Origin of the sequence: Halalkalibacter oceani (assembly GCF_023715605.1) — a bacterium.
Taxonomy (GTDB): domain Bacteria; phylum Bacillota; class Bacilli; order Bacillales; family Bacillaceae_D; genus Halalkalibacter; species Halalkalibacter oceani.
Map to the genome: position 1 here is coordinate 188,739 of NZ_JAMBOL010000002.1, position 22,742 is coordinate 211,480.

General features: G+C 50.0%; 22 protein-coding genes. 20 read left to right on the top strand and 2 right to left on the bottom strand.

What is annotated here, in order from left to right:
• Window positions 1–7: 7 nt before the first annotated feature.
• From M3202_RS03550 to spoVM, 5 genes are all read left to right on the top strand, one after another.
• Window positions 8–763, top strand: coding sequence for a Stp1/IreP family PP2C-type Ser/Thr phosphatase (locus M3202_RS03550; RefSeq protein WP_251221973.1), 756 nt, complete (start codon window positions 8–10; stop codon window positions 761–763).
• Complete coding sequence (gene pknB, locus M3202_RS03555) at window positions 760–2,766, top strand: Stk1 family PASTA domain-containing Ser/Thr kinase (protein WP_251221974.1); 2,007 nt, start codon at window positions 760–762, stop codon at window positions 2,764–2,766. The genes M3202_RS03550 and pknB overlap by 4 nt, the downstream gene beginning before the upstream one ends.
• 59 nt (window positions 2,767–2,825) lie before the next feature.
• Window positions 2,826–3,713 carry a ribosome small subunit-dependent GTPase A gene (rsgA, locus tag M3202_RS03560; RefSeq protein ID WP_251221975.1) on the top strand — a complete coding sequence of 296 codons (888 nt, stop codon included), beginning with the start codon at window positions 2,826–2,828 and terminating at the stop codon, window positions 3,711–3,713.
• Window positions 3,710–4,354: a ribulose-phosphate 3-epimerase gene (gene rpe, locus M3202_RS03565; RefSeq protein WP_251221976.1), complete on the top strand. Its 645-nt coding sequence runs from the start codon at window positions 3,710–3,712 to the stop codon at window positions 4,352–4,354. The genes rsgA and rpe overlap by 4 nt, the downstream gene beginning before the upstream one ends.
• 558 nt (window positions 4,355–4,912) lie before the next feature.
• The gene (spoVM, locus tag M3202_RS03570) at window positions 4,913–4,993 is read left to right on the top strand and encodes a stage V sporulation protein SpoVM (protein ID WP_010898652.1); all 81 of its coding nucleotides are present in this window, start codon (window positions 4,913–4,915) and stop codon (window positions 4,991–4,993) included.
• 209 nt (window positions 4,994–5,202) lie between these two features.
• Here spoVM and rpmB read toward each other — a convergent pair whose 3' ends face one another.
• Window positions 5,203–5,391, bottom strand: coding sequence for a 50S ribosomal protein L28 (rpmB, locus tag M3202_RS03575; RefSeq protein ID WP_251192107.1), 189 nt, complete (start codon window positions 5,389–5,391; stop codon window positions 5,203–5,205).
• A 220-nt stretch (window positions 5,392–5,611) separates the two neighbouring features.
• On the opposite strand from rpmB, the gene M3202_RS03580 reads away from it, so the two are divergent.
• From M3202_RS03580 to rnc, 10 genes are all read left to right on the top strand, one after another.
• Window positions 5,612–5,974 carry an Asp23/Gls24 family envelope stress response protein gene (locus M3202_RS03580; RefSeq protein ID WP_251192108.1) on the top strand — a complete coding sequence of 121 codons (363 nt, stop codon included), beginning with the start codon at window positions 5,612–5,614 and terminating at the stop codon, window positions 5,972–5,974.
• Between the two features lie 22 nt (window positions 5,975–5,996).
• Window positions 5,997–7,673, top strand: coding sequence for a DAK2 domain-containing protein (locus M3202_RS03585; protein WP_251221977.1), 1,677 nt, complete (start codon window positions 5,997–5,999; stop codon window positions 7,671–7,673).
• A 17-nt stretch (window positions 7,674–7,690) separates the two neighbouring features.
• Entirely contained in the window at window positions 7,691–8,542 is an 852-nt protein-coding gene (locus tag M3202_RS03590; protein ID WP_251221978.1) for a DegV family protein, read from the top strand.
• A 142-nt stretch (window positions 8,543–8,684) separates the two neighbouring features.
• Window positions 8,685–10,733 carry an ATP-dependent DNA helicase RecG gene (gene recG, locus M3202_RS03595; RefSeq protein WP_251221979.1) on the top strand — a complete coding sequence of 683 codons (2,049 nt, stop codon included), beginning with the start codon at window positions 8,685–8,687 and terminating at the stop codon, window positions 10,731–10,733.
• 155 nt (window positions 10,734–10,888) lie between these two features.
• The gene (fapR, locus tag M3202_RS03600) at window positions 10,889–11,482 is read left to right on the top strand and encodes a transcription factor FapR (protein ID WP_251221980.1); all 594 of its coding nucleotides are present in this window, start codon (window positions 10,889–10,891) and stop codon (window positions 11,480–11,482) included.
• Window positions 11,466–12,470: a phosphate acyltransferase PlsX gene (gene plsX, locus M3202_RS03605; protein ID WP_251221981.1), complete on the top strand. Its 1,005-nt coding sequence runs from the start codon at window positions 11,466–11,468 to the stop codon at window positions 12,468–12,470. The genes fapR and plsX overlap by 17 nt, the downstream gene beginning before the upstream one ends.
• A complete protein-coding gene (fabD, locus tag M3202_RS03610) occupies window positions 12,470–13,420 on the top strand; it encodes an ACP S-malonyltransferase (RefSeq protein WP_251221982.1) in 951 nt (316 codons plus the stop codon). Before plsX ends, fabD begins: the two co-directional genes overlap by 1 nt.
• Window positions 13,420–14,163 carry a 3-oxoacyl-[acyl-carrier-protein] reductase gene (gene fabG, locus M3202_RS03615; RefSeq protein ID WP_251221983.1) on the top strand — a complete coding sequence of 248 codons (744 nt, stop codon included), beginning with the start codon at window positions 13,420–13,422 and terminating at the stop codon, window positions 14,161–14,163. The genes fabD and fabG overlap by 1 nt, the downstream gene beginning before the upstream one ends.
• Before the next feature lie 97 nt (window positions 14,164–14,260).
• The gene (locus M3202_RS03620) at window positions 14,261–14,494 is read left to right on the top strand and encodes an acyl carrier protein (protein ID WP_251192115.1); all 234 of its coding nucleotides are present in this window, start codon (window positions 14,261–14,263) and stop codon (window positions 14,492–14,494) included.
• Window positions 14,495–14,659: 165 nt separating this feature from the next.
• The gene (gene rnc / locus M3202_RS03625) at window positions 14,660–15,382 is read left to right on the top strand and encodes a ribonuclease III (protein ID WP_251222233.1); all 723 of its coding nucleotides are present in this window, start codon (window positions 14,660–14,662) and stop codon (window positions 15,380–15,382) included.
• Between the two features lie 180 nt (window positions 15,383–15,562).
• On the opposite strand, the gene M3202_RS03630 is transcribed toward rnc, so the two are convergent.
• On the bottom strand, window positions 15,563–15,784 hold the full coding sequence (locus M3202_RS03630) for a DUF1128 domain-containing protein (protein ID WP_251221984.1): 222 nt from the start codon (window positions 15,782–15,784) through the stop codon (window positions 15,563–15,565).
• 175 nt (window positions 15,785–15,959) lie between these two features.
• Here M3202_RS03630 and smc point away from each other — a divergent pair, with 175 nt between their 5' ends.
• From smc to rpsP, 5 genes are all read left to right on the top strand, one after another.
• Window positions 15,960–19,523 carry a chromosome segregation protein SMC gene (smc, locus tag M3202_RS03635; RefSeq protein ID WP_251221985.1) on the top strand — a complete coding sequence of 1,188 codons (3,564 nt, stop codon included), beginning with the start codon at window positions 15,960–15,962 and terminating at the stop codon, window positions 19,521–19,523.
• A 9-nt stretch (window positions 19,524–19,532) separates the two neighbouring features.
• On the top strand, window positions 19,533–20,528 hold the full coding sequence (gene ftsY / locus M3202_RS03640; RefSeq protein ID WP_251221986.1) for a signal recognition particle-docking protein FtsY: 996 nt from the start codon (window positions 19,533–19,535) through the stop codon (window positions 20,526–20,528).
• Window positions 20,529–20,625: 97 nt separating this feature from the next.
• Window positions 20,626–20,955, top strand: a complete 330-nt coding sequence (locus tag M3202_RS03645; RefSeq protein ID WP_251221987.1) for a putative DNA-binding protein — start codon at window positions 20,626–20,628, stop codon at window positions 20,953–20,955.
• An 11-nt stretch (window positions 20,956–20,966) separates the two neighbouring features.
• On the top strand, window positions 20,967–22,325 hold the full coding sequence (gene ffh, locus M3202_RS03650) for a signal recognition particle protein (protein ID WP_251221988.1): 1,359 nt from the start codon (window positions 20,967–20,969) through the stop codon (window positions 22,323–22,325).
• Window positions 22,326–22,457: 132 nt separating this feature from the next.
• Window positions 22,458–22,730 (top strand): 30S ribosomal protein S16, encoded by a 273-nt coding sequence (gene rpsP, locus M3202_RS03655; RefSeq protein WP_251192121.1) that lies wholly within the window; start codon window positions 22,458–22,460, stop codon window positions 22,728–22,730.
• The last annotated feature ends 12 nt before the right edge of the window (window positions 22,731–22,742 follow it).

The following is a 22,742-nucleotide window of genomic DNA, read 5'->3' on the forward strand; positions in this document are numbered from 1 at the left end:
GCGCTTTATGGATTTTACGTTTCGAACGGATGTTGGCAAAAGCAGACCTCATAATGAGGATAGCGGCGGCGTTTTTAAAAACGAAACCGGAATTTTAGCAATCGTCGCAGATGGAATGGGGGGGCACCGGGCAGGAGATGTCGCCAGCTCGATGGCCACTGACTACTTCCGCTCAATCTGGGAAAAAAATACGACATTTTCTTCTGCGGCTGAAGTGGAGAACTGGGTACATGAGCAATGTATGCAGCTTAATGAGCGCTTGTATCAGCATGCCCAGACCTATGAAGACTGTCAAGGAATGGGGACAACGCTTGTCATCGCTGTTTGTACCGAGGAATTTGTCACGATTGCCCATATCGGCGATTCGCGCGCTTATATTAGCAATCAGCTAGGCTTTCAGCAAAAAACAGCCGATCATTCGCTTGTGCAGGAATTGGTACGCAAAGGCCAGTTGACCGAGGAGGAAGCAGAGGATCACCCACGGAAGAACGTGCTTTTGCGCGCCCTTGGGACCGAAGAGGAAATCGAGATTGATGTCGTGACTCTTCAGGTGGAGGAGCAGCAGAGGATTCTTTTATGTTCGGATGGGCTTTCCAATAAAGTAACTCAGGAAGAGCTTCGTGCCCATGTGCAAAGTGATGAGCCGATTGAGGAGATCGCCAAGCGACTGATTGCGATTGCGAACGAACGTGGAGGAGAAGACAATATTACGGTCGCGCTTGTCGATTATCGATCGCTTCCTGTTGAGGAGAACGAGGCATGATCGGGCAACGTATTAGTGGTCGTTATCAAATATTGGAAGCCATTGGCGGCGGCGGGATGGCCAATGTGTACAAGGCGCTTGATGTCATTCTTGATCGCTTTGTCGCCGTGAAAGTTCTTCAGCCTCAGTTTTCCGATGATGAGCAGTTCATCAAACGGTTTCGCCGTGAGGCTCAGGCGGCAACAAGTCTTGCTCACCCTAATGTAGTTAATATTTTTGACGTAGGTGAGGAAGGAAATACTTATTACATCGTGATGGAGTATGTTGAAGGGCAAACATTAAAAGAGCTGATTCAGTCAAATGGTCCGCTTCCGGTTGAAGAGGCCGTTGACTATATGGAGCAGATGCTCGCGGCGATTGCTCACGCTCATGCCAATCATTTTATTCATCGGGATATTAAACCGCACAATATTTTAATCAGCCATGACGGCACGTTAAAAGTGACGGATTTCGGAATTGCCAGAGCGATTTCCGCGGCGACGATTACGCATACAAATTCGGTGATGGGCTCGGTTCACTATCTGTCACCGGAGCAGGCGCGCGGCGGACATGTCACGTATAAATCGGACATTTATTCATTAGGAATTGTCCTCTATGAAATGGTGACTGGGCTTCTTCCTTTCTCCGGCGATACGGCGGTCTCGATCGCGATTAAGCATTTGCAAAATGATGTCCCTTCAGCGAAAAAGGTGATTCCCTCTTTGCCACAAAGCATTGAGAATATTATTCGCAAAGCAACGATGAAGGATCCACTGAAACGCTATGAAACGGTTCATGATATGGAAGAGGACATCGCGACTGCCTTGTCCCCTGAGAGAATCAATGAAGCGCCGCTTCAGGAAGCAGAGGAAGATGAGGAAGAAACAAAAGCGATCCCGATCATTCGTGATATTCCGGATGAGAAGGACCTGGAAAAGACGGTTGAAGCGCCGCCGGTAAAGACCGGACAAAATGGCGATGAAGCGACGATCCCTCCGGCAAGTAAGAAACCAAAGAAGAAAAGAAAACGTAAATGGCTGATCGTGCTGATCGTTGCCTTCGTCCTGCTTGCCGGGGCGGTCGCTGCTGCCTTTACCGTATTGCCGAGCCTGTTTCGCGTCGCGGAAGTGCAAGTGCCCGATGTGACGGAGTTTCCGTTTGAAGAGGCTGAGCAGGAGTTAACTCAATTGAACTTGACCGTCGTACGGGAGGATATCGAGGATAGCACGATTCCGCGCGATCATGTGGTCAGACAAAACCCGCAATCAGGCTCCGTAGTCAAAGAAAATGCGACCGTCACGCTGTTTGTCAGTCTCGGCGTGGAAGAAGTGGAGCTTGATAATTATGTCGGCCTGCCGATTGAGCGGGCAGAGCAGCTGTTAACCGACCTTGATTTCACGGTCGAAAAGATTGAGCAGGAGACGAATGAACAGCCGCCGGGTATTGTCCTCGCCCAACGGCCGGAAGAAGGCGAGCGAGTGATTGCGGAGGAAACGACGATTTATTTGACGTATAGCGTCGAATCGGAAATCCGCCTGCGCAACCTGGTTGGTGAGCGGGAGGAGGCGGTGCGATCTTATTTTGAATCAACTGGCCTGGTTGGCCGCTTCCAGTCGCAACACCACGCGTCCGTCGCTGCCGGTGAAGTCATCAGTCAAACGCCGGGTCCTTACACGATGCTGAAGCCGGGTGATGAAGTAACGATTGTCCTTTCGCAAGGTAGAGAGCCGGAGCGGCCACCTGAGCCGCCGCAACAGGAAGAAGAACCGACGCGTTTGTTTGAAGTGAACCAGGACGTTGTCGTGACAGAGGAAGACCAGGAAGCCGGAAAGACATTTGATATTCGCATTGTCTATCGTGATGCGACAACGAACGGGGAAGATCAAGTGTTTGTCGAGGAGACGATTCAGGAAACAAAGCATTATGCCGTGCCTCTTCGCGTCAGCCCATCCCAAAGCGGATCATTTGAAGTGTACGTCAATGGCCAGCAAATTCACACGTCCAGACAATACACGTATGAATAAAACAATGTTTCGGCGGTGCAAATGATACGGATAACAAATGAAGGAGGAATTCAGGTTCAGTGGCAAAAGGAATGATTGTGAAAGCATTAAGCGGATTTTATTATGTTCGAAATGAGGAAGGGCTGTTTCAATGCCGGGGACGGGGCAATTTCCGGAAGCGGCAAATTAAACCACTTGTTGGAGATGAGGTCGAATTTGAAGCAGAAAACCGGACCGACGGCTATATTCTTGACGTGTTTCCGCGAAAAAATGAGCTCATACGGCCGCCTATCGCGAATGTTGATCAGGCCATTCTTGTCTTCTCGGCGATTGAGCCCGACTTCAGTCCGCTACTGCTGGACCGCTTTCTCGTTCATATTGAAGTCAACCGGATCGAGCCGTTAATCGTCATTAGCAAGATGGATTTAGCCGATGCGGTCCTGCAGGAGAAGATGGAGCAGGAAAAGAAGCGCTATGAGAAAATCGGCTATCCTGTCCTGCTGTCTTCGACGGTGGAGATGAATGAAATGGAAGACCTTTTGCCGCATATCGCCAATAAGGTAAGTGTCGTCGCCGGGCAATCCGGCGTCGGCAAATCTTCCTTGCTGAACACGCTTCAGCCGGAGCTGAATATTGAAACGAATCATATCTCGACTCATCTCGGCCGCGGAAAGCATACGACCAGGCATGTCGAGCTGCTTTCAATCGGTGAAGGACTCGTCGCTGACACACCCGGATTTAGCTCGCTTGATTTTATCGGGATGGAGGTTCAGGATTTATCGGCCTGCTTTCCGGAAATGGAGGAGCGCGCCTCGGCCTGCAAATTTAGAGGGTGCACGCACATCGCCGAGCCGGGCTGCGCGGTGAAAGAAGCGGTAGAGGCAGGAGAGATTGAGGAATCAAGATATAAGCATTATCAGTTGTTTTTAAACGAAATTAAAAATCAAAAACGGAGGTATGATTCATGATAAAGATTGCCCCCTCGATTCTTTCAGCCAATTTTGCAAAATTGGGGCAAGAAGTAAAGGAAGTTGAACAAGGAGGTGCCGATTACATCCATGTTGATGTGATGGACGGACATTTCGTACCGAATATTACGATCGGCCCGTTAATCGTTGACGCGCTCCGGCCCGTTACCTCGCTTCCGCTTGATGTTCATTTAATGATTGAAAATCCTGATCTGTATATTCCGCAGTTTGCCAAGGCGGGAGCGGATATTATTTCTGTGCATGCCGAAGCGTGTCCTCATCTGCACCGGACGGTTCACCTGATTAAAGAGCAGGGGAAAAAGGCGGGGGTTGTCTTAAATCCGGCTACTCCTGTGACGATGATTGAACCAATTTTGGCCGATCTCGATTTAGTGCTGTTAATGACGGTCAATCCGGGCTTTGGCGGACAAAGCTTTATTGAATCAGTCCTGCCGAAAATTGAGCAGGTCGCCACGCTCGTCAACGAGCAGGGACTGGATGTCGAAATTGAAGTAGACGGCGGTGTTAACCAGGAAACAGCCAAGCGCTGTATCGCTGCCGGCGCTAATGTATTGGTCGCCGGATCGGCGATTTATAACAAACAGGACCGCGCCGCGGCCATTGCCGAGATTCGCGGATAGGGACAGAGTATGAAAAGGAAGTCTTTCTCTTTCGGCCCGACCGGCTCTAAAAGAATAGATTTGAAAAATCCTCGAACGTGACTAGCAAGCATTAGCAGTACAAACCATCGCCTTGGTTTGTACTGCTTTTTTTTCGTAGAAGGGAAGGAAGAAGTAGACGAAGACTCCAAGAAAAGGCTCACCAGCTTCCCGTGGAAAGGAAGTCTATTTCAGGAGGGGCGGATCTCCCTAGCACCCTTTGGAAACAAGCCTCGTTCAATCTTTTCATGAAACATACGCCCACCGTGCACACGCCGTATTCTTCTGACATATATTGAGGAGGAAGGCATAACATAAGGATAAGAAGACAAGGATGATGGACGCAAATATGATGAAGTGCAGCGAAACAATGAAAAAAGAGGAATAGTTTATCAGGTTTGCATATATTAGTTAAAAAGAGCACTAATCATTATCCTTCATTAATAAGTTGATGAGAGTGAGTATGTAGCCACATGAAGCCCTCTGGTCGTGAGTCATGTAAACGATTCTCCGGGCTATTCACGTTGAGGAGGAGGAGCTATGAAATTCTACACGATCAAGCTGCCTAAATTTCTGGGTGGAGTTGTCAGAGCGGTATTGAATTCATTCAAAAAGGGGTAATGGAGCATTCATGGCTCAACAGGGGGTGTGTCAGAGGTAGAGTGCGACACCTTTTGCCACACCCCGAAGCACAGGTGAAAAAGAGGGTGGCCTAAAAGCGAAAAAGCTTTTAGGCCACCCTCTAAGCAATGAACGGAGTCACTGCGGCACATAGTAATAGCAGATTGGGCAGTCTTAAAAAGAAAACGGCCTTTTAAGACAGGCCCGGATTAAACGCGTTCTACTTTACCTGATTTAAGTGCGCGTGTAGATACATAAACACGCTTTGGCTTTCCGTCAACTAAAATGCGTACTTTTTGAACGTTAGCACCCCAACGGCGTTTTGTTTTATTCAGTGCGTGTGAACGCTTGTTGCCGCTGCGAGCTTGTTTACCTGTAATGTAACATTTACGTGCCAATTCGATGCACCTCCTTATCCGACAGTCCAATACGATCCACTCTCGAAATCATACTTAGATATAGTAGCATAGCACCCCGGAGATTGCAAGAGCCTTAAGGAAAGTTTATCAAGTAAACTGGCTTGACAGTGGAATGATGGGAAACCGCTTTTAAATTAAGATATGTTATAGTAAAATGGCGATAACGCATGCAGTTTGTGCTATTGAAGGAGGAATTGAAATGGCAATTGAAATGAGAACCCAGCTTGGTCTTGTCGATGTTTCACGAGACGTCGTTGCCACGATTGCAGGCGGAGCGGCAATTGACTGCTATGGTATTATTGGAATGGCTTCACAAAAACAAATTAAAGATGGCATTACAGATTTATTAGGGAAGGAAAACTTTCGTCGTGGTGTCGTGATTCGGGAAGAAGACGACGAGATTCATATCGATATGTACATTATCGTAAGCTATGGGACGAAAATTTCTGAAGTGGCTTATAACGTTCAAACAAAAGTGAAGTACCAGTTAGAACAAATGTTAGGGCTTGATGTTGATTCCGTGAACATCTTCGTTCAAGGAGTCCGCGTCACGAATCCGTAGTGGCAGTGAGGAGGAACTATTCGTGGCAATAACACAATTAGAAGGAAAGATGCTCGCTCAAATGTTTATTGAGGGAGCATCCAATCTGTCAAGGCATGTAAAGGTCGTTGACTCATTAAACGTGTTTCCGGTACCTGACGGGGACACAGGAACTAATATGAACCTCTCGATTACATCAGGAGTGAAGGAAGTGAAGCAGCATGTTCAGGAAGACGCGAGCAAGGTAGCTGCTGCTTTTGCAAAGGGACTGCTGATGGGAGCAAGAGGAAATTCCGGCGTGATTTTATCCCAGCTCTTCCGTGGCTTCTCCAAACAAATAGAAGGGAAGAAGCAGATTACAGCAATCGATTTTGCAAAAGCGTTGGAAAACGGAGTGGAGACAGCTTATAAAGCGGTGATGAAGCCTGTTGAAGGGACCATTTTGACCGTGGCGAAGGATGCGGCGAGGCAGGCGAAGAAAGTCGCGCACAAAGATTCGACGCTAGTGGAAGTCGCCTCCGAAACGGTAAAGGAAGCGAAGGCGTCGCTTCAACGGACACCAGACCTGCTCCCGGTGTTAAAAGAGGTCGGAGTCGTTGACTCGGGCGGACAAGGACTCGTTTATATTTATGAAGGCTTTCTCGCCGTGCTGACGGGAGAGAAGCTCTCAGATGAAATAATCGAAGCGCCTTCGATGGAGGATTTGGTCAAGGTCGAGCATCATCATGCGCAAAGCCATATCGCCACTGAGGATATTGAATTTGGCTTCTGTACCGAGGTGATGGTTCGCTTTGACGAGGAAAAGCTGTCCGGCTCGCCATTTGATGAGGGTGCCTTTCGCCAGGAGCTAAGCATGCTCGGAGATTCCCTGCTCGTCGTCTCAGACGAAAATTTGCTGAAGGTCCATATTCATGCTGAGCAGCCTGGGGAAGTAGTAACAAAAGCGCAGCGCTTCGGGGAACTGATCAATATTAAGATTGAAAATATGCGTGAGCAGCACACCCATTTGCTTGATGAAACAAAGGCTGTATATGGAACGGAGCCCGAGCCGCAACGGGAAAAAAGTGAATTCGGCATCGTCACCGTATCGATGGGCGAAGGAGTGGCGAAATTATTCAAAGGGCTTGGAGCCGGCGTCGTCATTTCCGGTGGACAAACAATGAATCCGAGCACGGAGGATATTGTAAAGGCGATTGAAGAGGTTCATGCCGAAAACGTTATCATCCTGCCGAACAATGGAAACATCGTGATGGCTGCTGAACAGGCTGCTGAAGTCGCTACTGTCAATGCGGTCGTCGTCGCTTCCAAGACGGTTCCGCAAGGGCTGTCGGCGTTGCTTGCCTTTAACCCGGCCCAAGGGCTAAAAGAAAACGCGGCGAATATGGAGGAAGCGATGTCCGTTGTCACGTCGGGACAAGTGACCTTTGCCGTCCGCGATACAGCGATTGACGGCGTCACAATCAAAAAGGATGATTTTATGGGAATCATCGAGAAGAAAATTGTCAGCTCCGGCGCGGACATGCTTGACGTCACGAAGGAGCTTTTGACGAAAATGATTACAGACGAAAGTGAGATCGTCACGCTGCTTCAGGGAGAAGACGCTACTTCGGCACAAACGGAGGAGCTTGTTGCTTATTTGGAGGAGCTTTATCCGGAGCTCGAAGTTGATGCCCATGTCGGCGACCAGCCGCTATACTCCTATATTGTCTCAGTAGAGTGAAAGGAGGAGGAAAAAGGATGGCAAAAGTAACGATTGTGACAGATAGTACGGCGGATATTCCGCAAGAGCTCGCTGAAGAGCTCAACATTACGGTCGTTCCGTTAAATGTTATTTTTTCCGAAGAGGAAACGTATCAGGATGGCGTCGATCTATCAGCGGAACAGTTTTATAACAAGGTCGGACAGCTGCAGGTTATTCCTTCCACGTCCCAGCCGACTCCTTATCAATTTGAGGAAGTGTACCGTTCTTTGCTTGAGGACAATACCGACATTTTGTCGATCCACTTATCCTCAAAGCTTAGCGGAACGTACCAGGCGGCAACGATCGCGGCGCAGTCAATGGAAGCAGAGCAGGCGATCACCGTTGTTGATTCGAAGAAAGCGTCTTACGCGATTGGCATTATCGTCGTCGAAATAGCAAAGATGGTCAAGGCGGGGAAAACGAAGGAAGAATGTTTGGCGAGGCTCGAGCAGCTGCTCGAAGATACAACCGTCTTGTTTCTTGTTGATACGTTGGACTATTTGCAAAAGAACGGTCGGATCGGCAAGGCGTCAGCTCTGCTTGGCTCGATGCTGAAAATCAAACCGATTCTCTCGCTGACTGCTGAAGGGGAGGTCTATTCGTCTGAGAAGGCGCGGGGCCAAAAGAAAGCAGTAAGCCGGCTAATTGAACTATTGAAAGACAAGTACGGCTCAGCTCCGGTTCATCTCGGGATTTCTCATGCGATCAATCCGTCGCTCGCGAACGAGATGGAAGAAAAGCTGAAGCAGGAGTTTCAGGTTGAATCAACGGTTACGACTGTGATCGGGGCAGTGATTGGCGCACATGTCGGCCCGGGTACGATTGCCATTTCGATGACAAAAGCTTAGCCGCCTTGAAATTGTGCAAAGCCAGAAGCGACACCATAGCCTCGCTTCTGGCTTTTTTAGTTGGCGGGCATTGGCGCGAGGAAAGGAGGGTGGCGACTTTTGGCAGCTTTTTTTCAAAAAAGCTCGTTGTCGCTTAGAAAAAATGAATGAAATCATCAAACAGCCTGTGACGGCGGTGAAAGGCATTGGCGAGGAGACGGCTAAACTGCTGGAAGGGCTCCGGATTTATACGGTGGAAGACCTGCTACATCATTTTCCTTTTCGCTACGAGGACTACAAGCATAAAGAGATTCATGACGTAAAGCACGAGGAGCGGGTTACCGTCGTCGGACGCGTGCAAAGTGAGCCGTCCGTCCGCTATTACGGGAAAAAGAAAAACCGGCTGACCTTCCGCCTCCTCGTCAATCAGGTGCTTGTGACCGTCGCCTTTTTTAACCGCGCTTTTTTAAAAAACCAAATTCGTCCGGGAGAAGAAGTGACCGTTACTGGAAAATGGGATCAGCACCGGATGACGATTGCCGGAAGCGAGCTGCGTCAAGGAAGAGTCGAACGGGAGGAAACGATAATGCCGATTTATTCCGTGTCCGGCAGCTTAACGACGAAGGCTATCCGCAAGTACATCAAGCAAGCGCTCGTTCAATTTGGCAGCTATTTACCGGAGCTGATACCGGCAGAGCAGCGCAATGCCTATAAGCTGCCGCCGAAGGCTGAAGCGGTAAAAGCCCTGCACTTTCCCGATGATGCCGAGGCGATGAAGCACGGGCGTCGCCGAATGGTCTATGAGGAGTTTCTATGCTTCCAGCTGAAAATGCAGGCGTTTAAAAAAGCGAATCGTGAACAGGGAGAGGGCCGGGAAATTGTCGTCGCGACTGAGAAGGTCAACTCCTTTATCCGTCAGCTGCCGTTTCCGCTGACGAATGCCCAGCAAAAAGCTGTCGATGAAGTTCTGGCCGACCTGGCTTCTCCGTATCGGATGAATCGCCTTTTACAGGGGGATGTCGGCTCGGGGAAAACCGTCGTCGCGGCAATTTGTATGTATGCCGTCATCGAAGCCGGCTATCAGGCAGCCCTGATGGTTCCGACTGAAATTCTGGCAGAGCAGCACGTCGGCTCAATGAAAGCTCTGTTTGAGCCGCTCGGCATTCGCGTAGAGCTTTTAGCCGGCTCTGTCAAAGGGAAAAAGCGTCGGGAACGGCAGGCGGCAATTGAAGCGGGAGAGGTCGAGGTGATCGTGGGAACCCATGCGCTTATACAGGAGGATGTCCGCTTTCATAATCTCGGGCTTGTCATCACCGACGAGCAGCATCGTTTCGGGGTTGAGCAGCGCCGGATTCTGCGCAACAAAGGGGAAAATCCCGATGTGCTGTTTATGACGGCGACACCGATTCCGCGGACATTGGCCATTTCCGTCTTCGGCGATATGGATGTTTCGATCATTGACGAGATGCCGGCAGGAAGGAAAGTGATTGAAACCTATTGGGCTAAGCCTGATATGCTGGAGCGAGTGCTGGAGTTTATTGCCAAAGAGGTCGAAGCCGGCCGGCAGGCGTACGTCATCTGCCCGTTGATCGAGGAATCGGATAAAATTGATGTGCAAAACGCGATTGATGTGTACCATCTGCTTCAGCAATACTTTCAGGATAGATGTGAGGTCGGCCTGATGCACGGTCGGTTGTCTGCGGACGAGAAAGAAACAGTGATGGAGGCGTTTAGCAAAAATGACGTCCAGATTCTCGTCTCGACGACGGTCGTCGAAGTAGGGGTTAATGTGCCGAATGCGACCGTGATGGTCATTTATGATGCGGAGCGATTCGGGCTGGCCCAGCTTCATCAGCTTCGCGGCCGTGTCGGTCGCGGTGATCAACAGTCCTACTGCATTCTTCTCGCTGATCCAAAATCAGAGGTCGGCAAGGAGCGGATGAGGATCATGACGGAGACAAACGATGGTTTTGTCCTGTCCGAGCGCGATCTTGAATTGCGCGGGCCGGGGGACTTTTTTGGCGCAAAGCAGAGCGGGCTTCCTGATTTCAAAGTGGCTGATGTCGTTCATGATTATCGCGCGCTTGAAGTGGCGCGACAGGATGCTAGGGCGTTGCTTGACTCGCCGCAGTTTTGGACGGAAGAACGCTTTGCCGGCTTGCGTCATTATTTAGAGGAGCAGGGCGTGTTCGACGGGGAAAAGCTAGATTAAGAGAGACTGTTTCGTGTAAAAAAGGGCAAGGCCGTCATAGACGGCAAAAAAAGCGGAAAAAGCCGCTTTTGCCCGAGCCCGCTCTTGAAAAGATTGCCAAGCAACTATATACTACTCTTAGTACCTAGTCATATAATAAGTGGATGGTGCATGCCGTGAAACGAAAAAAGAAGGAACGTCAAGGATTATTAAAGAAAACGCTTGAGTCGAACCCGTTTATGACAGATGAAGCGCTGGCCGAGCAATTTGCGGTCAGCATCCAGACGATTCGTCTTGATCGGATGGAACTGGCCATCCCCGAATTGAGAGAGCGAATCAAGGATGTCGCCAAGCAGCAGCTTGATGACGTTAAGGCACTTTCCCCGGATGAAGTGATTGGGGAAATTGTGGACCTTCAGTTGGACAAAAGAGCGATTTCGATTTTAGATGTAAAGAGTGAACATGTTTTCTCCCGTAGTGGAATTGCTAGAGGCCATCATTTATTTGCCCAGGCCAATTCTCTTGCAGTCGCGATTATAAACGACGAATTGGCATTGACGGCCAAAGCAACGATTCGTTTCACAAGACAAGTCCAGGCCGGTGAAAGAGTAGTCGCTAAAGCGCAGGTGCGCGGCAGTGATTCGGGCTTTACGACAGTTGAAGTCAAAAGCTATGTAGAACAAGAGCTTGTTTTCTCTGGGGAGTTCGTGATGTATCGCACGAATGAAAAGAGCAAAAAAGGAGAGAGACAGAATGAAAATCGCGATTGACGCCATGGGCGGTGACCATGCTCCGAAGGTCCAGGTCGAAGCAAGTCAGGATGCTATCAAAGCTTTTCCTGAATTAGAAATTGTGTTAGTCGGTGACGAAGAGGAGATTAAGAAGCACGTCAATGATGAGACGCGGATCAGCATTTTACATACGAAAGAAAAGATTGAAGACACGGATCAGCCAACGACCGCCGTCCGCCGCAAAAAGGATTCCTCGATGGTGCTGGCGGTGCGCGAGGTGAAAGAAGGGCGGGCTGATGCGGTGATTTCCTCCGGCAACACCGGGGCTTTGATGACCGCCGGCCTCCTGCATATCGGCAGAATTAACGGCATTGATCGGCCGGGACTGGCACCAATGCTGCCGACGATTGACGGACAAGGTTTTCTGCTGCTTGATGTCGGGGCGAATATGGATGCGAAGCCTGAGCATTTGCTGCAATATGCCGTCATGGGTCATACCTATTTACAAATGGTGCGGGGGATCAAGCAGCCGCGGATCGGTTTATTAAATGTAGGAACGGAAAATGGCAAAGGAAATGAGCTGACGAAGGAAGCATTTCCGCTGCTTGAAGCGGCTGATTTTCATTTTGTCGGCAATGTTGAGGCGCGGGAGCTGCTGAATGGAGTCGCCGATGTCGTTGTCTGTGACGGCTTTGCCGGCAACCTCGTCTTAAAAACAATCGAAGGAACGGCAGGTACCTTATTCACGTTGCTGAAAAAAGAATTAACAAGCTCGCTGTTTAATAAAATGGCGGCCGGTGTGCTGCGCGCCAGCTTTAAAAATATTCATCAGCAGCTCAGTTATTCAGAGTATGGCGGAGCAGGGCTATACGGTTTAAAGGCTCCGGTTATTAAAGCGCACGGCTCGTCTGACCGCACGGCGGTGTTTCATGCGATTCGTCAGGCGAAGGAAATGGTTGAGCAGCAGGTCGTGACGATTATGAAAAACGAAGTAGCAAAATTAGGACAAGAACAGGAGAGAGTATGATGGGGAAAATCGCCTTTTTATTTCCGGGTCAGGGTTCACAGGCCGTCGGAATGGGACAGGACTTACTGGAAACAGAAACGAGCAGTCGGGACATTTTTCAGCGCGCTGACAGCCGACTCGGGTATTCATTATCAAGCATCATGCTGGAAGGCCCGGAGGAGACGCTGAGACGCACAGAAAATACTCAGCCGGCGCTCGTGACGATGAGCACGGCGGTCTTGCGGCTGCTTGAAGAGGAAGGCATTCGTCCGGATTATGTAGCCGGTCACAGTCTGGGAGAGTACAGCGCCCTCGTGGCTGCTGGCGCGATGTCATTCGAGGATGCCGTCTATGCGGTCCATCATCGCGGTTTGTTTATGGAAGAGGCTGTCCCGTTTGGCGAAGGAGCGATGGCGGCCATTCTTGGCATGGAGCAATCAGCTTTGCAGGATGTTTGTACTGCGGCTTCCGTGGAAAGCGGACAAACGGCTGAGCTGGCGAATTTGAATTGCCCTGGACAAATCGTGATTTCCGGCTCGGCGGAAGGAGTCGAATTAGCGGGGGCGAAGGCAAAGGAAGCGGGGGCGAAGCGCGTCATTCCGCTTCAGGTCAGCGGACCATTTCATTCATCGCTGATGAAGCCGGCAGCGGCTAAGCTTGAAGGAGTGCTCGACGAGCTGGAAATCAGCAACGCCAACATTCCGGTTGTTGCCAATGTTAGTGCCCGCGCCGTGCAGGATTCTTCGGAAATACGTCAAAATTTAATAGAGCAGGTGTATTCTCCGGTTCGTTGGGAGGAAACGATCCGGACTTTATTGGCGCACGGCGTCGATACATTTGTTGAAGTTGGCTCAGGAAACGTCTTAACCGGATTAGTGCGGAAGGTGGAAAGAAGAGCCAAGGCGGTAGCCGTCAGCAACCGTGAAGGAATTGCCAAAGTAAAGGAAGTAACAGAGGGGGCGGACGAATAATGCTGCAAGGACAAACCGCGATTGTTACCGGGGCTTCCCGTGGAATTGGAAAAGCGACCGCATTGGAGTTAGCCCGCAATGGCGCCAATGTCGTCATTAACTACGCCGGGAATCAGGCGCGCGCAGAAGAAGTCGTTGCCGCCGCGAAGGAACTTGGTGTTGACGCACTCGCCATTCAGGCTAATGTCGCTGACAGTGAGCAGGTGACGAATATGGTCAAGGAAGCGATCGCGGCATTCGGCCGGGTTGATATCCTCGTCAACAATGCCGGGATTACCCGCGATAATCTCGTGATGAGAATGAAGGAAGAAGAATGGGACGACGTCATTGATACGAATTTAAAAGGTGTGTTCAATTGTGCGAAAGCTGTCACAAGACAGATGATGAAGCAGCGCTATGGGCGGATTATCAATGTCGCTTCCGTCGTCGGTGTGCTCGGAAACGCCGGACAGGCGAACTATGTGGCGGCGAAGGCCGGGGTGATCGGCTTGACGAAAACGCTGGCGCGTGAGCTGGCAAACCGCAATATTCATGTCAATGCTGTGGCTCCCGGGTTTATCGAGACGGATATGACCGATGAGCTTGGCGAAGAGACAAAAGCCCAGCTGCTTGGGCAAATTCCGCTCGCAACGCTTGGCCGTCCTGAGCATATTGCCAATGTCGTCCGTTTCCTGGCGAGCGCGGATGCCGATTATATGACCGGGCAGACGTTGCATGTCGATGGCGGGATGGTCATGCCGTAAGCAGCACGAAAGGACAAGGAGAAGGCTTGACAGATGAGACGTTCATCGGTAAAATTCTCCTAGCTTTCATCAACCCTTGAGAGGAGGTGAACGGAATATGGCAGATACATTATCACGTGTCAAAAAAATCGTTGTTGATCGTCTTGGTGTCGAAGAAGCAGAAGTAACAGAAGAGGCATCGTTTAAAGATGATTTAGGAGCAGATTCATTGGATGTCGTTGAGCTAGTTATGGAGCTTGAAGACGAGTTTGATTTAGAAATCTCTGATGAAGAGGCTGAGAAGATCTCTACGGTTGCTGATGTCGTTAATTACATAAACAGCCGTCAGTAACGATTAAGAGGATATCTCCTGGCCCTTCAAGGTGATGGAGATATCCTTCCTTACATGTTTTTCATCTCTATTATGATGTTGGAGGTTATCATGCCACAATCTTCAAAGTATCAGCGGAAACCAAGAGTCTATCAATCAAATGAGCGTAGACGTGGACCGAGAAAGATGGTTTTGACCGAGGATCAGAAGCAACAATTTGTTAAGCTGCAAGAACGAATGGAGCTGACTTTTGAGAATAGAAAGCTGTTGACCCAGGCTTTCACCCATTCATCCTATGTGAATGAGCACCGTATTTATTCGTTTCAAGATAACGAGCGCCTGGAATTTCTCGGGGACGCCGTTCTTGAGCTCGCTGTTTCCCAATTTTTATTTAAGAAATTTAATACGATGAGCGAAGGGGATATGACGAAGCTGCGCGCTTCAATCGTCTGTGAGCCGTCTCTCGCCAAATTTGCCGAAGAGCTGGAATTTGGAAAAGCTGTTCTGCTTGGAAAAGGGGAAGAGATGACAGGGGGACGGGAACGGCCTGCTTTGCTTGCCGATGTGTTTGAGGCATTTGTCGGCGCGCTCTATCTGGATCAGGGCCTTGAGGCTGTTTATCAATTTCTTGATAAAACGATGTATCCACAGATAAATGATGGTGCTTTTTCGCATATGATGGATTTTAAAAGTCAGCTGCAAGAATACATTCAACGGGATAATTTAGGTCAAATCAAATATTTGATTGTGCAAGAGCGGGGACCTGCGCATAATCGCGAGTTTGTCTCTGAGGTTCAGTTAAATGAAGTCGGGCTTGGAGTCGGCACCGGACGCTCGAAAAAAGAAGCTGAGCAGCACGCCGCGCAGCAGGCGCTGATGAAGCTGAGCGAACAGGGAAAGCCGAAATAAAGAGCGGGGATGGCCCGGTACCGGGGAAAGATGTACAAAATCGAGAACAGAGTGGCGACGCTGTCCTGAGCCGGGCTGGAAGGAAAGAAGCCCGTTTCCTTTCCAGCCTTGAAAATGCTGCGCAGACTCGCTGCTTCGGACTTGTCTCAAAGGGAAACGCTGACCTTTTGGGACAAGTCTTTATTTGCGTAAGCGGCCCAGTTCGGAAACGATCGCGTCAAGTTCACTGACAGAAAACGATTGTTTTTTCTCCACTAATTCATAAATATCGCGAAGATCCTCATATTGATCCGTGTCAAAGCTTTTGGCATTCAGCGCGCCGGCATTGACGATTTGCAGCTTGTTTTTCATTTCTTCAAGCATAAATTCAATATTTTCACGTGATTGTTTCGATAAATCCATTTCTTCACTCCTCTTTGCTTCCCATTTCTCCTATCGTATCATAGAGGAGAAGTAATGTCGAAGCTGCATTTTGCCGGGATTCCGAGCGGCAGACCCATTTCAAATGACGAATAGGAACAAAGCGTTTGATATGATAAAATAGTAAAGTTGTTAATTGAAGTTAGGGGGAAAAAAGATGTTCCTCAAGCGACTGGAAGTTGCAGGATTTAAATCATTTGCTGAACAGGTTAATATTGAGTTTGTCTCAGGGGTCACGGCGGTAGTCGGACCAAACGGCAGCGGAAAAAGCAATATTTCGGACAGCATCCGTTGGGTGCTTGGTGAGCAATCCGCCAAATCATTGCGCGGAAGCAAAATGGAAGATATCATTTTTGCCGGCAGTGACAGCCGGAAGCCGCTGAATTATGCTGAGGTCAGTCTCGTATTGGATAATGAAGACCAGCATCTGGCGATTGATTACAGCGAGGTCAGTGTAACGCGCCGTGTCTATCGCTCGGGTGATAGTGAATATTTTATTAATAAGCAAGCATGCCGCTTAAAAGATATCGTCGACCTGTTTTTGGATTCCGGTCTCGGCCGTGAAGCCTATTCGATTATCGGACAGGGAAAAGTTGAGGAAATTTTAAGCAGCAAGCCGACCGACCGCCGGGTCATTTTTGAGGAAGCGGCCGGAGTGCTCAAATACAAAACGCGAAAAGAAAAAGCTGAAAAGCGTCTCGCGGAAACCCAGGAAAACCTATGGAGAGTTGAAGATATTTTGCACGAGCTTGAGGGACAGGTCGAGCCGTTGCAAATTCAGGCGTCGATTGCTAAGGATTATTTACATAAGCGCGAAGAACTGAAAGAGGTGGAAATCGCGCTGCTCGTTCATGAAATTCATGAGCTGCACGGTCAATGGGAGGAAGAAAAGGAGAAGCTCGGCCAACTTAGAAGCAGCTATGAAGAGCATCAAGAGCGGCTCGGCGCTCTTGAAGAAGAACGGCTTTCTTTACGGGAAGAAACGGAAGCGTTGAACGAACGCTATCAAAGCGCGCAGGAGGAACTGCTCGTCACCAGCGAGGAGCTTGAGAAAAAGGAAGGAATGCGTCAGCTGCTCGATGAGCGGAAAAAGCATGCCTCGCAAAACAAGAAGCAGCTTGAAGAGGCCTGCCAGGAAAAAGAAGCCCAGCTGAAAGCGGTAGAAGCCAGCTGGCGGCAGGAAGCGGAGCAGCTGAGGCAGGCAACAGCGCGCGTTAAGGAGCTTGAACAGACAGTGACGAGCAAAGAGCAGCTGCTGGTAAAGTTCGACGCGACGAGCGAGGAAGAAATGGAGCAGCACAAAGCCGATTACATCGAAGTGCTGAATGAGCAGGCGAGCATCCGCAACGAAAAGCGTTATCTTGAGGAGCAGCTTCGTCAGCAGCAGGTTAAGCAGGAGCGCTTATTGCAGGAGAATGAAGGTCTTGTCGCGGAGCGGGAAAAGCTGGCAGAGCAGCTGGCGGCGGCGACCGAGCAGGCCGCAGCGCGCACAGCGGCGCTGGAACAGGCCGGTGAAGCGTACCGCAGGAAGCAGCGCGAATATGAATCGGTAAAGGACAGATACCATAAGCAGGAAACGAAGCTTTATGAAGGCTATCAAATGGTTCAGCGGCTGCAGTCACGAGCCGATGTGCTGACGGAAATGGAGGCTGATTTTTCCGGCTTCTTCCAGGGGGTAAAGGAAGTCCTCAAGGCGCGCGGGAAGCTGTCCGGTGTTGTCGGCGCGGTGGCCGAGCTGATTGAGGTGCCGAAGGAATATGAGACCGCGATTGAAATCGCATTAGGAGGGGCTTCGCAGCATGTCGTAACACGATCGGAAGCCGATGCGCGCAAGGCGATTCAATTTTTGAAGCAAAATCGCAGCGGCCGGGCGACTTTTTTGCCATTGCCGGTCATCAAGCCGCGCCATATTCCAGCTTCCACCCTACAGCAGGTAGAAGGTCATCCGGCCTTTATCGGCGTTGCCGCTTCGTTAGTAAATTATGAGCGGACATATGAGTCTGTTTTGTCCAATTTGCTCGGTCACGTGCTGATTGCCCGTGATTTGCCGGGAGCCAATCAGCTTGCCGCTTTAACGGGTCACCGCTTTCGTGTCGTCTCACTTGAAGGCGATGTCGTCAATCCGGGGGGCTCGATGACAGGCGGAGCGCTCAAGCAAAAGCAAAGTCCGTTATTAGGAAGAAAACGCGAGCTTGAGGAGCTGAAGCAAAAGCTGGACAAGCTGACGAAGATGACGGTTCAGCTTGAGCAGGAGGTCCGGCAGGATAAAGAGACAATGAAGCAGCTTGAGCAGGAGCTTGAGCAGCTTCGGCAGCAGGGTGAGGAGGCGCGCTACACGTTGCAGGAGGCGAAGACGGCCGTTCAGCAGCTCGAAAAGGAGCTTGAGCGCTCACACGACCAATTCTCCCGCTTTGACCGCGAACAAGCGACATTTACCGATGAAGTCGAACGGATTAAAGCGAAACAGCAGGAATTGGATCAACGCTATGAGACGGCTGTCAGCGAGGCGGAAGCGCTTGAGCGGAAAGTGAAGGAGCTTGAGGAGCTTCAGGTTGCCGAGCGTCATTCCAAAGAAACGATGCAGGAGGAGCTTGTCGCCGATAAAATTGCTTTGGCGACCGCCAGAGAGCGACTCGCCGCCGTCAAAGAGCAGGAGCAGAGGCTGAAAAAAGAACAAACGGCGCTTGATAAAGAGGTGTCCGAGCTTGAAGAGCATCTGCAATTGCTCACAGGTGAAATGACCGATCGTTCCCAAGGAGAAAGCGGGCTTGCTGAGCAGATTGACTCCTATCGCCGGAAAAAGGGCGAGTTGACGGAGCTGATTGCGACGATGAAGGAAAAGCGGGCCTCGCTCGATCAGGCGTATGTCAACCTCGAGGCGGCGCTGAAAAAGCAGCAGGATGCTCATGCCTTGCTTGCTGACGACTGTCGAAAAATTGAAGTGAAGGTCAACCGGATGGATGTTGAGCTTGACAATCGGCTCGAGCAGCTTCGAGAGGAGTACGAGCTGTCGTTTGAAGCGGCGCGCGCGCACTATCAGCTGACGATTGATCCCGAGGAAGCGCGGACGAAGGTTAAGCTGATTAAGCTGGCGCTGGCCGAACTTGGCACTGTCAATCTCGGCTCGATTGACGAATACGAACGCGTCCGTGAACGGTTTGATTTTCTGAGCAGCCAGCGTCAGGACTTAATGGAAGCAAAGCAGACGCTCCACGATGTGATCGCTGAAATGGATGAGGAAATGACTAAGCGCTTTTATGAGACGTATTTGCAAATCCGCACTCATTTTCAGAAGGTATTCAAGCAGCTGTTCGGCGGGGGTGAGGCCGATTTGGTGCTGACGGAACCAGATCATTTGCTTGAATCAGGTGTCGATATCGTCGCCCGGCCGCCAGGAAAGAAGATGCAGAGTCTCGGCCTGCTTTCCGGCGGTGAACGGGCGTTAACGGCGATCGGCCTGCTATTTGCCATTTTGTACGTCCGTCCCGTTCCGTTTTGCGTGCTTGATGAAGTCGAAGCGGCGCTTGATGAGGCCAATGTCAGCCGCTTCGCCCATTTTCTGAAAAGCTTCAGCTCAGAGACGCAATTTATCGTGATCACGCATCGCAAAGGGACGATGGAGGAAGCGGATGTTTTATACGGCGTGACAATGCAGGAATCTGGTGTCTCGCGCATCGTCTCGGTTAAACTGGAAGAAACGAAAGAATTAATCGAAAGCTAGGTGAAGCAGATGAGCTTTTTTAAGAAACTGAAGGAAAAAATTACGACGCAAACGACGGAAGTAACGGATAAGTTTAAGAACGGACTTGAAAAGACGAGAGATTCCTTTGTCGGCAAAATGAACGAGCTTGTCTACCGCTACCGCAAAGTCGATGAGGATTTTTTCGAAGAGCTTGAAGAGCTGTTGATTAGCGCTGATGTCGGCGTGCCGACGGTGATGGAATTGATCGATACGTTAAAGGATGAGGTTCGTCTGCGCAACATTAAGGATACGGCTGATATTCAGCCGGTCATTTCCGAGAAGCTGACCGAGCTGCTTGAGAAAGAGGGAGAAGATACGACGCTTGCGCTGCAGGAAAATGGGATGACGGTAATCCTTGTCGTCGGCGTGAACGGAGTCGGAAAGACGACGAGCATCGGCAAGCTCGCTCACTATTTGCAGCAGGAGGGCAAGTCGGTGATGCTTGCGGCGGGCGATACGTTCCGGGCCGGAGCGATCGAACAGCTTGAAGTATGGGGCGAGCGCGTCGGCGCAGACGTGATCAAGCAGCAGTCCGGCTCAGACCCGGCGGCGGTGATGTATGATGCGCTGCAAGCCGCGAAGGCGCGTCAGGTCGATGTGTTAATTTGCGATACGGCGGGCAGACTGCAAAATAAGGTCAATTTGATGAAGGAGCTTGAGAAGGTCAAGCGCGTCATCGAAAGAGAAGTGCCGGGAGCACCGCATGAAGTGCTGCTTGTGCTTGACGCAACAACCGGACAAAATGCAATGTCGCAGGCGAAAACGTTCGGTGAAACGACGGAAGTATCGGGCATTGTCTTAACGAAGCTTGATGGGACGGCGAAGGGCGGAATTGTGCTGGCGATACGCCATGAGCTTGACATTCCGGTGAAGTTTATCGGGCTCGGTGAGAAGATGGATGATCTCCAGCCGTTTCAGGCCGAACAGTTTGTCTACGGGCTGTTTAAAGATATTTTGGAAGCGGAACAGGCCGAGCAGGACTAGCGTTTTGCTTTGTTAAGAAAAAAACTTGACAGTTAGGCGGAGCATGTTGTAATATGATATCTCGTAAAGGGAAATCACTTAACAAGGGGTTGGTGATGTGTTAGATAAGACGCTCCGAATGAATCTTTTATATGATTTCTATCAATCCTTGCTAACACAAAAACAGCGGAAATACATGTCCTTGTACTATCTTGATGATTTCTCCTTGGGCGAGATTGCTGAAGCATTTGAAGTCAGCCGCCAGGCGGTGTACGATAATATTAAGCGGACAGAGGCGATGCTTGAGGAATATGAAGCAAAGCTGATGCTGCTGGCGAAATTCGAGCAGCGGACCGAACTGCTGACTCAGATCAAGGAAGCAATCGAAAGCAATGCGACTCCTGAAGAGATCATGTCGATGCTTGACTCTCTTGAGAAATTAGACTAGGAGGCGACAACATGGCATTTGAAGGTTTAGCGGAGCGACTGCAGGATACATTAACAAAAATCCGCGGCAAAGGAAAGGTCAGTGAGCAGGACGTCAAGGAAATGATGCGTGAGGTTCGCCTTGCCTTACTGGAAGCGGATGTTAACTTTAAAGTGGTGAAGCAATTCATCGCCAGCGTGAAAGAAAAGGCGCTCGGGCAGGAAGTGATGAAAAGCTTAACGCCGGGGCAACAGATTATTAAGGTCGTCAACGAAGAACTGACCGCGCTTATGGGGGGCGAACAAAGCAAGATCGCCGTCGCTTCAAAGCCGCCGACTGTCGTGATGATGGTTGGGCTTCAAGGTGCCGGTAAAACGACGACGACGGCCAAGCTTGCGAACCATTTGCGCAAAAAGCATAATCGTCAGCCTTTGCTCGTCGCGGCCGATATTTACCGCCCGGCGGCGATCAAGCAGCTTGAAACGCTTGGAAAGCAATTGAATATGCCGGTGTTCTCGCTCGGCGATCAGGTGAGCCCGGTGGAGATTGCCAAGCAGGCAATTGCCAAGGCAAAGGAAGACCATCATGATTATGTCTTAATCGATACGGCCGGCCGGCTTCATATCGATGAAACATTAATGGATGAGCTTAAGCAGCTAAAGGAGCTTGCCAGCCCTGATGAAATTTTGCTCGTCGTTGATGCGATGACAGGGCAGGATGCCGTCAACGTTGCCGAAAGCTTTAATGAACAGCTCGATATTACCGGGGTTGTGCTGACAAAGCTCGACGGTGATACACGCGGTGGTGCGGCGATTTCCGTCAAATCTGTCACCAATACGCCGATTAAGTTTGTCGGGATGGGCGAGAAAATCGACCAGCTCGAGCCGTTCCATCCGGAGCGGATGGCTTCGCGGATTCTTGGAATGGGCGATGTGCTGACATTGATCGAGAAAGCACAATCGAATGTCGACGCTGAAAAAGCGCGCGAGCTTGAAAAGAAGATGCGGAATATGGATTTCACCTTTGATGATTTTCTTGAACAGCTTGACCAGGTTCGCAGCATGGGACCGCTTGATGAAATCCTGAACATGATGCCCGGCATGAACAAGATGAAGGGCATGAAGGATTTGCAGGTCGATGATAAGCAAATCGGCAAGGTCGAAGCAATCGTCCGTTCGATGACGAAAAAGGAAAAGCAGGAGCCGAGTATTATGAATGCCAGCCGCCGCCGCCGCGTTGCCGCCGGCAGTGGAACGACGATTCAGGATGTTAACCGGCTGCTGAAGCAGTTTGAAGACATGAAGAAGATGATGAAGCAGATGACCGGTATGGCCTCCGGCAAAGGGAAGAAAAGAGGCAAAGGTCTTGGAGGCTTTAAGCTTCCATTTTAAGAAGGAAGTCGCTTTTCCTGGTGAGGCGGGCAAGAAAGTTGGATGGACAGCCATTTATCTTTTTGTTGATTACTAGGAGAATTGATGATAATATAAAAAATTGTGTGAACTATTTTTGGAGGTGTCCCACGAATGGCAGTAAAAATTCGTTTAAAGCGTATGGGTTCTAACAAAGCCCCATTCTATCGTGTAGTAGTAGCAGATTCTCGCGCTCCGCGTGATGGTCGTTTCATTGAAGAGATTGGAACGTACAATCCATTAACACAACCGGCAAAGGTGAATATCGAAGAAGAGAAAGCTCTTGACTGGATGCTTAAAGGAGCGAAGCCGTCTGATACGGTTCGCAACCTGTTCTCAAAAGCAGGCTTAATGGAAAAGCTTCACAACGCGAAAAACCAGAAGTAAGAGAGTGTGACA